Here is an 11,545-nt window from a genome sequence, read left to right as displayed (position 1 = left end):
GAAGTTGATCGAACGCAGCTGGGCCACGCTCTTGATCATGAGCCCGGCCGCGATCAGCAGTCCGCACGAGACCGCCACCTCTCCGATCACGATGATCGAGGTGATGCGGCCCATGCGCAGCCCGGAGGACCCTCGTCCCTCGTCCTTGAGCGCCTCGTTCATGCCGCGTCCCGTGGAGCGCAGGGCAGGAAAGAGCCCGGCCGCGACGGCGGAGAGGACCGTCACCACCACCACGAACACCATCACCCTCCCGTCGGGCTGGAACGTCATCCAGAAGGGCGGGGGATTGGTCGCCACGGCCCGGTTGAACCAGGCGACGCCGCCGAGTCCGATCAGCACCCCCACCGCGGCCCCCAGCGTGGACAGCACGCCCACCTCGATGAGGAGCTGCCGGATGATCCTTCGCCGCCGCGCTCCCATCGCCGAGCGCACGGCCACCTCCTTCTCCCGCACCGCGGCCCGGGCGAAGAGGAGGTTGGCCACGTTGGCGCAGGCGATCAGGAGCACCCCGATCGCCGCCCCGAGCATCGTCATCAGGAGCCCGAAGATGTCATCGCCGATCACGAACTTCGTGTAGGGCTCGACGAGGGGCGAGAAGCCTTCGTTGGATTCGGGGTACTGGGACTCGAGTCGCATGCCGATGGTCGCGAACTCCGCGGAAGCCGCGTCGAGAGACACGCCGTCGCGGAGCCGACCGAATGCCGGATACTGCGGCCCCTCTCCCCTCGCGTGCTCCAGGGGGTCGATGACGAGCGGGGCCCACATCTCCGCCTCGATCGGGAACCGGAAGCCCTCCGGGGCCACCCCCACGATCGTGCGGGGCTCCCCGTTGGTGCGCACCGTCATTCCGAGGACCTCGGGCGATCCGTCGAACTTCTCCTGCCACACGTCGTAGCCCAGGATCATCACCGGCTCCGCACCGGGCGCGTCCTCGCCGGGCAGGAAGCCCCGCCCGAGGACCGGCGCCACGCGGAGCGTCTCGAACATGTTCGCGCTCACCCGCGCGCCTTCGTATCGCTCGGGCTTGTCGTCCGCTCCCACCAGGTTCACGGCCCCGCCGGCCCACAGCCCGAAGTTCTCGAGGGTGGTCTGCTCGTCCCGATAGTCGACGAAGTCGTGCAGCGACACGCCGCCCCGCTCGATGTCCCGCTCCGGATTCGCCCTCCAGATCGACACGATCCGGTCGCCCTCGGGGAAGGGGAGCCCCTTGTACATGGCCCCGTTCACGATGCTGAACACCGTGGTGGTCAGGCCGATGCCGAGAGAGAAGGCGAGGATGGCGATGAAGGAGAGAACCGGCGAACCGATCAGCATGCGGACGCCGTACCGGACGTCCTTGAAGAACCCATCCATGTCACTGCCCCTTCGACCGGAGTCCCTTCCGCCCCACGACCACGCACTCAGCCCCGGCGGCGGATCCGTCGCTGCCGGGGTTCTCTACGGATCGATTCCGAAGGGAGTTTCAGTCGCCGGCCGGAGGAGGCCGCGTCCTAGGCCACCAGGCTGCACAGATACGCAGTCGCTACCCCGAGGTAGTTCCCGAGCGCGTACCCGATCAGGGCGAGCATGATCGAGATCGGGACCAACTCCTCCCGGTGGTAGCCGGCCGCCACCGGGGCCGAGGCCGCGCCCCCGACCGCCGCCACGCTGGACACGGCCGCCATGCTCACGTCGAGCTTCAGGGCCTTGGCCCCGATGAGCACGAAGACGAGGTGCACCGTGATCGTCAGGAATCCGGCGATGAGGAAGAACTGGCCGCCCCCCAGGGCCCTCAGGTCGGCGGAGGCGCCGATCATCGTCATGTAGATGTAGACGAAGGCCATGGCGAGCGGCTCCGTGCCCGGCACGTCCTTCAGCTTCGTGGCCGACAGGAGGATCCCGAAAGTGGTGACCAGGAGAAGGTACCAGGTCCGCTGCGTCAGCACCGGGGGCAGGGGAGGCACGAGCGTCGACAGCCAGTTCGCCGCCAGCATGACCACGAACGCCCACCCGACGAGCGTCAGCACGTCACGGAAGTGGACCTCGTGCGTCTTGCGCTCCACCTGCTTGGAGACCTCGGTGAAATGGTCGAGCTGCGCCTGGGACACTCCGGTCCAGCGATTGAACGGCTTCGCCCACCGCTTGCAGACCAGGATGAGCGGGAAGTACGCGAGGTACACGAAGTTGTCCACGAGAACGACGAGGCCCAGCTGCTCGGCCGGCGTGTTCAGGCTCTCCGCCACGGCGGCCAGGTTGCCCGTGCCGCCGATCCAGCTGCCGGCCAGGGCGCCGAAGCCCGACCACGCGTTGGAAGGCAGCCCCGAACGGAACAGGATGAACGCCACCACGGCGCCGACGACCACTCCGACCGACCCGATCACCAGGACGATGGCTCCGCGCCAGGCGACCTTCATCGCCTCGCGGATGTTGATGTCGAGCAGCATCAGGACGATGAACATCGGTACGGCGAACGACTTGAAGGTATCGTACACCGGGCTCTGACGGGGTATGACGCCGAAGTTGCTCAGGAAGACGGGGGTGAGGAAGATCCAGATGATCGCCGGCAGGACGTTGAAGACCTTCCAGCCCGTCTTCCTCTCCAGCCACAGGAAGACCACCGGGACCATGAGGATCACCGCCATGATCCCGGTGAGATCGTTGAAGATCGGTTCGGCGTTCATGCATTCTCCGGTAAACGTGTTCGGGCCGCGCGTGATCGTCGGCCGGACCTCGGACGACCGGACAACCTCGGCGGGGCCCAGCGATCCTGCAACACGCGCCAGGTTCGTCTACGGGCGTGGACCGCTGCGGATTTCGGATCGCCGCCGCATCCGTCCGATCAGGGAGCCTCGCAGGCCTCCGGTTCGTCCCCCCGGGCGATCCCCGACCCGCACACCACGTCCTGCAGGAAGTCGAAGCGGGTCTGGTAGTACGTGACCTGGTTCTCCAGGCCCGAGATGCCGTGGCCCTGTCCCTCGAACTCCACGTAGGTGACCGGCTTCTCGAGCCGACGGGCCGCCTCGACGAACGCCCGGCTCTCCGTGACACCGACGCGGTTGTCGTTGGAGCCGTGGGTGAGGAGAATCGGCGAGTCGAGAAGGTCCACGTGGGCGATCGGAGAGCGGTCGAGCAGCTTCTCGCGCTCGGTGGCCGGGTCTCCGGCCTCGAGGATGATCCAGTCGGGAATGTTCGTGGCGTCGTAGAACGAGACGATGCTCGAGAATCCCGCGTGGCTCATCCCGAACCCGAAGTCGTAGTCCTCGCCCCGCCCGTTCGTCTCCGGTGGGAAGGTGAGGGCGCGCATGGTCGCGTATCCACCATGCGAGCCTCCGGCCACCCCGATCTGGCGCGGCTCGAGGCCGAGCTTCCGCTCCAGGAACCGGGCGCCGTAGAACAGGTCGATGATCTCGTCGCCCCCGAGATCGCCGTCGTTCAGCGCCATGAATTCCTTGCCGAAGCCGGAGCTCCCCCGGACGGCGGGCGAGAGCCACGCGATCCCCGCCTCGCAGAACACCTGCGTGCCGACGCTGAAGCCGTTGCCGCCCCCGTAGAAGGAGGTGATCACCGCCAGCCGGGCCTCCGGATCGTCGAGCTCGTGGCGCGGAGTGAAGAGGAAGGCGTGCAGCCTCCGGCGCTCGCCGGTGGCCGGATCGATGTCGAACGTCGGGTACTCGACGCGCTCGACGTCGCACTGCTGGATCGCCGCCAGGTAGTCGTCCGGGAGGCGGATCGCCGGCGAGAACTCGAATCGGGCCTCTCCGCCCTCCACGGACACCCGCATCCGGTCTCCCTGAAACGGGGAGGACGCCGACGTCTGGCTGACCACGAAACGATCCCGATCGTCGAATCCGAGGACCCCGAGGTTGGTGTCGATCGTGCGCTCTCCGAGCAGGTCGCCGGTCTCGAAGTCCAGCACCTGGAGCACGTTCTCCCACGGACGGTCCAGCACCTGGAGGATCGCGCGCCCCCCGTCCGTGTCGAGCAACTGGAACCACGCATTCTCCTCGACGGACGTGAGGGGCGTAGAGGTGCGGCTCGCGAGATCGTACGCGTACAGGTTCGTGTAGCCCGTCTCGTCGGACGCGTACACGAAGCGGTTCTCGTCCAGCCACCCCTTCTCGAACGAGCCGACCGACGGTCGCTCCACGTCGTCCGGGAGCAGCAGGTCCAGATGGGGGTCGCGGAGATGCACGTAGGCGAGCGTGCCACGACTCCGGTGCCCGTCCCGGTTGAGCCGGATCACCACACCATCGCCGGACGGCCGGAAGTTCACCGCCGTCCACACCATGCGGTGTGTCCCACCCTCCTCACACAGCACCTCGGATGACTCTCCGGACTCGAGATCGAGCAACGTGAGGCAATTGCGGTACGGCTCCGTGTCTCCGTACCGTGCGATGTAGCCGATCGTGCGGCCGTCCTTCGAGAAGGACCAGCCGTAGAGGTAGGGGACATCCGTCAGCCGCGTCAGCGTTCCCTCGTCGAGCGACAGCCGGTAGAGGTTCATCACCTCATCGTTCCGCTCGTCCCCCTGCACGATCATGTCCCCCCGGATCGAGTCGTACTGCATCCCCCACAGGTTCCGGGTCGAGAGATCGATGTCGATCACCCGCTCACCGGCCTGCGGATCGACCCGCCCCGAGCCCAGGGCCTCCTCGAGGTCCTGCGACATCAGCCACGTTCCCTCGGGTGTCGTGTGACGGTAGAACAGCCGTCCGGCCTCGAAGTCGGCGTTCCAGCCGCTGTAGGGGTAGTCCTGGAAGTACGGTTCCAGGTCCACCTGGCGGTCGAGGAAGCGGACCGTGTAGTCGAGGCCCGGGTCTTCTCCCGTGCCCGGTTCTCCGCACCCCGTCAGGACGCACAGGAAACCGGCGATGAGAAGGGTCGAGGTCGAGATCAGGGATCGATGCATGGCTGCCTCCGGGTCCTCATGGCTTCATGCTGCCGTGGAATATCGCCGACTAGTCGCTGCCCCCGAGGTCCCGCGCACGCTCCAGGAGGCGCCGGACTTCGGCGACCGGGACGCCGAGGTTGGATCCGCCGAAGTCGGCGAGGATCGCGAAGGTGACGGCGACCACCTCGCCGTTCAGGGAGAGGACGGGCCCTCCGCTCCCTCCACGGGTGGTCTCGGCGTCGTAGGCCACCGTGGAGGGAGTCACCTGTCCGATGATGCCTCGAGTGGCCAGGGGCCGAATGAACCCGGCGTCGGAGAGCTCGCGGACGACCGTCCAGAAGTCCGGCCTCTCGCGCATGACGGAGTCCACGAAGACCTGCCCCGATCTGGCGAGAAGGGCTTCGATGCCTGCCGGATATCCGAGCACCAGGATCGGTTGCCCGGCCGCGGGATCCGATTCCGCCAGAGGCAGGGGCGTCCGACCCTCGAGGTCCGCCGCCCGGACCACCGCCAGGTCCGCCTCTTCGCTCGCGACCACGAACTCCAGCTCCACCGGCTCGGGCTGGTCCGGCAGGTAGGCGAGCAGTCGAAGTCGTGGCTCGAATCCCTGCTCGAAGATCGGTCCGATCTCCTGGTTCTCGCTCCACGGGATGGCCACGTGGCGGTTGGTGACGAGAAGGCCGTCCTCGTCCGCCAGCCAGGCGCTTCCGGTGAACTGCACTTCGAAGATCGGTCCGTCTCCCTCCAGCGTCGTCAGGGGGATGCCCCCGGGACCGATGCGGGGCGTCCCGGATGGACCGACGCGAATGCGAAGCGGCCGGCCGGATTCCGTCTGGTACAATCGGTAGCCGCCCTGAACGAAGAGCACCGAGGAGGAAGCCGCCGTGACCACCCGGCGTCCGGCATCGCTCATCTGCTCCAGCGCCTCGATTCGACCGGTCAGCGCTTCCTGGAGGTTCCGCACGAGTCCCCGAAGCTCGGGGTCTTCCTCGGCCATGGTGGCAAGGGCGCTGAGTGCGGCTTCGACCCGGGCGCTGCGCTCCTCCTCCGCTCCGAGTCGTCTCTCCACGCGGAGTCCATAGGAGACGAGCGCCGCGAGGCCGACGATCGCGAGCAACAGCACGCTTCCGACCGCGATTCGAATCCTCGGCGAAGTTCGGGTGAGGAGCTCGGCCGGGAGGGTTCGAAGAACCAGCCCGAATCGACGCAGCCGTCCATGGCGTCCGTGCCGGGCGCAGTCGAGGGCGTCCCTCCAGGCCTCTCCGACGGACTTGTAGCGCGGAGCCTGACGCGTCTCCATGACGAAGCGGATGACGGGACCGCCGGAACCGATCTCCAGGATGTCACCGGGCACGAGCGTCTCGCGCCCGTGCAGACCGGGCACGTCGGCGCTGTTCACGAAGACCTGGCCCTCGGCCTCGAGGATGGACCACCCGTCCTCGCCCCGAACCAGCACGGCGTGCCGTCCCCGCACGCGGGGATCGGCGCCGGTCGGGAAGTGCACCACGGCGTCCGGTGACGTGCCGACGATGGCGCGGGTGCCCGCCAGGTGCTGGCGGGTCCCGCGGTGGGGTCCGGTGAGGTGGAGAATCACCGCGTGACCTCCCGGCTCGCCGGAGGAACCGTCCGGCCGGTCGCCTTCCGGCGGCGGAAACGCGCTCTCCATGGCCGGCGTCGTGTCGGCTGTCATGCGAACTCTCTCCTCGACAGATGAACCCCACCAACGTAGGGGCAGGGCGACGGGTTCGGAACAGCGGTTCGTCGAGCGAGACTCGACGGGCCGGCCGGTGTAGATTGAGAGTCCCCCGACGCATCCAACCGGGAGGCCGGATCATGTGGGAACGCCTAGTCGCCGTCGATGTGGAAGCCACGGGCCTCGATCCGCACCGGGACCGTATCGTCGAGCTGGCGATCGTGCGGGCCACGGATTCCGTGGTTCTTCTTCACGAACGATTCGATCCCGGAGTTCCCATCCCCCCGCAGGCGACGGCCGTGCACGGCATCACGGACGCCGACGTGCGGCGCTGCGACCGGTTCGCCATCCACGCGGCCGAGGTCCAGGCCATGCTTGCCGACGCCGTCCTGCTCGGGTACAACTCCCGCGTCTTCGACACGGTCCTGATCGATGCGGAGCTGCGGCGCTCCGGAGAGCCGGGTCTCGATCTGGCGAAGCTGGCCGAGATCGACCTGCTGAGAGTGTGGGCGGAGTCGGAACGGCGCACTCTCGAGCTGGCCGTTCACCGGTTCCTCGGTCACGACCACGCCGGCGCGCACTCCGCCGTATCGGACGCTTCCGTGCTGATCCCGCTCGCCGCGGCGATGAAGCGCGCCTGGGCCCTGGAGGACTACGACCTGCTGGACCGGAGCCGGCCGCCCTGGGAGGTGGATCGCTCGAAGCGGCTCCGGCTCGATCGCGGGGGCCGCGCGGTGTTCAACTTCGGCAAGCACGCCGGCGAGCCGGTGGGAGACCACCCGGACTACGTGGAGTGGATGCTCACGTCGGACTTTCCACCCGATACCCGTGACGCGTTGATCCGCTTGAAGGAGAACGGCTGGCGGTGGCCCTGACCCCGCAGGGCCACCCTCGCGAGCTCCGGCGGGTCAGGCCGGTTTCCGGGCGCGGGGAAGAGAGCGGACGCTCAGGCCCGGCACCCGGCGGAATCGTTTCGGGCGGGAGGTCACGAGCTGAAGTCCGTGGTGGAGGGCGGTCGCCGCGACCTGCAGCTCGCGAGTCGACAGGTCGCCGGGCAGCTTCACGGACGAGCGGATCTCGCTGAACCTGCGGGCCACTGCGACATCGAAGGGAAGCACCGTGACGGCCGGCACCACCCGTTCCTCGATCAGCCGGCGCTGCCGACCGGGCTCGCTCGAACCGTCGGCCCCCAGATAGAGATCCGCCATGGATACCGCGCTGGTGAACTGGTCCTCCCGCGGTAACGTCCGCAGCCACTTCGCGTAAGCCGAGCCCGGCTCCGAACGAAGTGCGTCGGCGATCGCGTCGGCGTGAAACAGGTATGCGGTCACGGACAGAGACACTCCCCCCGGCTCCCGCGACCTCCGCGAGGCCCTCGAGAGTCGGGGGATTCAGGTGAATCGAGGCGTCAGCCGGTGCGCCGGCGGCCCTTCACCAGACGCACGAGCTCCTCCGAACCCTTCCAGCCGCCCGCCAGGCTGGCCAGTCCTCCCTCGGGGCCGGCCGCGCGCAGCTGCTTCAACCGTTCCACGTCGCTGACCTGCACCAGCGCCGCGACGGGCTTTCCGTGCCGACTGATGATCACCGGCTCGCCGTCCTCGGCCCACCGGACACAGGCCGCGAACGTCGCCTTCGCCTGAGCGACAGACAGTGTGCGGGACACGTCGTACCCTCCTCGCGGATCAGGGCGAGATTATGGTCATAAAGACTATTATGACCATAATTGGATCCTCCGCTTCCGGCAAGACCCCTGTCGGCCGCCGGGGCTTTTCCCGTCCGACGCGTGTGATATGTTGCCCCGATGCCGCTGCGACTCGTCCGCTCCCGCCGACACGAGGCCCTCTGGAAGGCCTGCTCCGAGGCCTTCCTGGAAGGAGTGCGCGGGAGCCCGGGACCCGAGGGCCATACCGCCTTCCTTCTTCTCACGCACCGGGTGCAGCGCGATGCCCTGCTCGAAACCGCGGCCGATGCGGGCGTCGGCGGCTGGCTCGATCCCCCGCTCGCCTTTTTCTCGGACCTCCGCCGGATGTTCGGGATCGAGGCGCGCCCCGTGGGGATCCTCACGGGGCGGATGCTGGTGGCGCGGCTGGCGGGGCAGGTGGCACTGCGAACGGGTGTGCGCACGGCGGGCCGCGACCGGGGTCCGGCAGGCACGCACATGCTCGACCGGGTGTTCAGCGAGCTGCTTCCCGAGGGTGTCACGCCGGATGCGCTGCGCCGGGCGCTCGAGCCGCTCTCCGTAGACGACTTCACTCGCCGGCGGAACGCGTGGGTCGCGGACACCTACGAGGCGTTCCGGGCGGAGCTGGATGCCCGGAAGCTGTACGATCCCCGCTCGATCCACGCCATGGTGGCCGAGCGGATCGAGCAGGGGGACCTTCGGAAGGGGATCGGCGGCGCCCACGTGCTTCACGTGTACGGGGTCACGTCCCTGCGCGCCCGGAGACGCCTCTTCCAGGCCCTGGCGGACCAGGATGAGGTGGAGGTTCGCGTCTACCTCCCGCTGGAGGATGAGCCTTCCGAATGGGAGCCGCTCGCCACCGGCGGGATCGAGACGCTGGAAGACGACGAAGCCGCGGGGGACGTCGAGGTGCAGCCGGCCCCGGACGCCATTCGTGAGGCGTCCTGGGTGGCCCGACACGTGAAGCGGATCCTGGCCGAGGGGCTGGCCGAACCGCACCAGGTGGCCGTCGTGGCGCGATCGGGGCACGAGGACACGCGCCTCGTACACACCGCGCTCGAGGAAGTCGGAGTGCCGTCCACGGCCCGGCTCCGCACCGTTCTGGCCGAAGTCCCCGCTCTCAAGGCCCTGTTGCAGCTCCTCCGCGCCGAGGCGGAGGGCTGGACCTTCGAGAGACTGCGGCAGGTGCTGACCAGTCCCTACTTCTCGCCCGGGGTGGACCTCCGGCCGGTGGACGTCCTCGCGACGACGCGCAGGCTGGAGGGGCGGACCGAGTGGCGCGCCGGGCTCGAGAGGATCCGCGACGAGATCGGGGGCGACACCGGCCGGAGGTGGCGCCGTGCAGGGATCTCGGAACCGAGCCTGCGCTCGGATCTGCCGCGACTCTTCGACTTCCTCGACCGGACCGCGGACCTCGGAGACCCGAGACCCGAGCAGGCCTGGATCGACCTCACGATGGACGTGCTGAGCGGAAGGAGGTTCGAGCTCCGCCAAAGGCTGTGCCAGCCCGTGGGCGAGCGGTGGGACATCGTGAGGCTGGACCAGCGAGGCGTGGAGCACGTGGAGCGTTTGTTGCGCGAGTGGCGGGACCTGGTGCGCTCGACAGATGCCGTTCCGATCCGCGAGTGGTACGAGCGCTTGCGCCGGCTGCTCGAGGCCAACGAGCTGGCGCTCTCCACTCCGTCGAAGGAGGGGGTTCACGTTCTGGAGGCCCACGAGGCAGCCCTGAGCCCGTTTCCCCACACGATCGTCATGCACGCCAACGACGGCGTCTTTCCGCGGACGCCCGTTTCGATGGGGGTGTTCTCCGACGAGGAGCGTCTCGAGCTCCGGGAGGCCGGCCTCCCGATGACCGATCGGCTCGAGTCGATGCGTCGAGAACGGACCCTGTGGCGGGCGGTCACCGGAGGCCCTCGGGTCACGGTCACGTACCGGACCACGGACGCCAGCGGGGTGCCCCGCCTTCCGTCTCTGATGGTGCCGGAGCACGACCCGGCCCGTGAGCTCCCACGGACGCTCGACCTGGACGCCGGGGCGGAGCGGAGCCCGGACGCGGCCGGCCTCGGTCCCGTGAGCTCCGGGCAGCTCCGGAGATCGGAGGCACTCAAGCTCAAGGCCGTCCGGCGCGCCGGCCTCCGTGATCCCTTCGAGACGGCCTCTCCGGAGCACCTGCGGCGTGCCGTGCTGGGAGCGTTCGCCGACGAGCTCCGTTCGGGAGGGCTGGACGATTTCGTGCGCCGCGAGGCGGATCTCGGCATCGCTCGCGGGCCGGAGCTCGAGGCGCCGGTCGATCCGGCCCGGGTGTTCGGCATCGATCGCCCGATTTCGCTTCGACCCACGGCCTGGAACGGGAAGATCCGGGATCCGGTGGTCCTGGCGGCGCTCGAGCGGACGTTCGGCGAAGACTACGTGTGGTCGTCGAGCCAGCTCGAAATGTACGGAAAGCGGCCCTTCGACTTCCTGCTCGGCCGGGTGCTCGGACTCGAGGAGATCGCGGAGGCCGAGGAGGAAACGAGCGTCCTGACGCTCGGGAACGTCGCGCACCGCATCCTCGAAGGTTTCTACGCTTCGATCCCCGAGACGCCTCCCGCCTCACTGGACCCGGCGACCGAGCGGCACCTCGAGGAAGTCGCCGATGCGGTGATCGCGGACATAGAGGCCGACCGGGACGAGTGGCTGGGACTGGAACCCCTGTGGGAGGTCACCCGCCGGGACGTGCGGGCAATGGTCCGGTCCTACCTCGAGTGGGAGCTTCCGTACCTCGCCTCGAAGGGCGAGCGACCGATCGCCGTCGAGCTGCAGTTCGGCATGGGCGACCATCCCCCGGTCGAGCTGCGCGGTCGCGATGCCGCGGGAGACCCGGCGCGGCTCCTGCTCCGGGGCAGGATCGATCGGGTGGACCGGCACGGCGACGGCGAGGGGGGCGTGCTTCGCGTCCTCGATTACAAGACGGGCTTGACCAGCCTTCCGAAGCAGAAGGGCTACGAGGACGGCGCCCTGCTGCAGACGGCGCTCTACATGCTCGCGGTGGACTCCCTGGGCATCGGGTCCGTCGACCGTGCCCGATACCGGGGCATTCGCCAACCCGGCGATCCCGCGAACAAGTACGAGCTCAAGTACACCCGCGCCGAGCCGACCCTTCGCCTGGCCCTGTCGATCCCGGGCCGCGTCCGGGCAGGCCTGTTCGAAGCCGTGCAGGCCGCGTCCGCCTCGATCGCGCACTGGCAGCCGGGCCGCGATGTGACCCGCAGCGAGGCGCAGCTGGCGGACGGTTCACGATTCGACCGGCTGTCGGAGTGAC

The 11,545-nt window shown here is 68.7% G+C and carries 9 protein-coding genes; 3 read left to right on the top strand and 6 right to left on the bottom strand.

Annotation, left to right across the window (positions count from 1 at the left end; all coding sequences use genetic code 11):
• From AC36XV_RS13950 to AC36XV_RS13940, 3 genes are all read right to left on the bottom strand, one after another.
• The coding region (locus AC36XV_RS13950; RefSeq protein WP_492204295.1) for an ABC transporter permease at positions 1 to 1,353 on the bottom strand (1,353 nt) is incomplete at its 3' end.
• Between the two features lie 137 nt (positions 1,354 to 1,490).
• The gene (locus tag AC36XV_RS13945; protein WP_492204294.1) at positions 1,491 to 2,660 is read right to left on the bottom strand and encodes a DUF819 family protein; all 1,170 of its coding nucleotides are present in this window, start codon (positions 2,658 to 2,660) and stop codon (positions 1,491 to 1,493) included.
• A gap of 158 nt (positions 2,661 to 2,818) precedes the next feature.
• Entirely contained in the window at positions 2,819 to 3,760 is a 942-nt protein-coding gene (locus tag AC36XV_RS13940; protein WP_492204297.1) for an alpha/beta hydrolase family protein, read from the bottom strand.
• Here AC36XV_RS13940 and AC36XV_RS13935 point away from each other — a divergent pair.
• Positions 3,671 to 4,306: an LEPR-XLL domain-containing protein gene (locus AC36XV_RS13935; protein ID WP_492204296.1), complete on the top strand. Its 636-nt coding sequence runs from the start codon at positions 3,671 to 3,673 to the stop codon at positions 4,304 to 4,306. The two genes, AC36XV_RS13940 and AC36XV_RS13935, sit on opposite strands and share 90 nt — an antisense overlap.
• A gap of 631 nt (positions 4,307 to 4,937) precedes the next feature.
• On the opposite strand, the gene AC36XV_RS13930 is transcribed toward AC36XV_RS13935, so the two are convergent.
• Positions 4,938 to 6,560, bottom strand: coding sequence for a trypsin-like peptidase domain-containing protein (locus AC36XV_RS13930; protein WP_492204293.1), 1,623 nt, complete (start codon positions 6,558 to 6,560; stop codon positions 4,938 to 4,940).
• 143 nt (positions 6,561 to 6,703) lie between these two features.
• Here AC36XV_RS13930 and AC36XV_RS13925 point away from each other — a divergent pair, with 143 nt between their 5' ends.
• Positions 6,704 to 7,438 (top strand): 3'-5' exonuclease, encoded by a 735-nt coding sequence (locus AC36XV_RS13925; protein WP_492204292.1) that lies wholly within the window; start codon positions 6,704 to 6,706, stop codon positions 7,436 to 7,438.
• A gap of 33 nt (positions 7,439 to 7,471) precedes the next feature.
• Here AC36XV_RS13925 and AC36XV_RS13920 read toward each other — a convergent pair whose 3' ends face one another.
• Both AC36XV_RS13920 and AC36XV_RS13915 read right to left on the bottom strand, forming a co-directional pair.
• Positions 7,472 to 7,894: a PIN domain-containing protein gene (locus tag AC36XV_RS13920; protein ID WP_492204291.1), complete on the bottom strand. Its 423-nt coding sequence runs from the start codon at positions 7,892 to 7,894 to the stop codon at positions 7,472 to 7,474.
• A 77-nt stretch (positions 7,895 to 7,971) separates the two neighbouring features.
• Entirely contained in the window at positions 7,972 to 8,226 is a 255-nt protein-coding gene (locus tag AC36XV_RS13915; protein ID WP_492204290.1) for a type II toxin-antitoxin system Phd/YefM family antitoxin, read from the bottom strand.
• A gap of 138 nt (positions 8,227 to 8,364) precedes the next feature.
• On the opposite strand from AC36XV_RS13915, the gene AC36XV_RS13910 reads away from it, so the two are divergent.
• A complete protein-coding gene (locus AC36XV_RS13910) occupies positions 8,365 to 11,544 on the top strand; it encodes a PD-(D/E)XK nuclease family protein (protein ID WP_492204289.1) in 3,180 nt (1,059 codons plus the stop codon).
• Position 11,545: the final 1 nt, after the last annotated feature.

The sequence above is a fragment of the Candidatus Benthicola sp. genome, assembly GCF_058719085.1.
The sequence above is the reverse complement of the archived record's forward strand: the minus strand, read 5'-3'. Positions and strand labels throughout refer to the sequence as shown.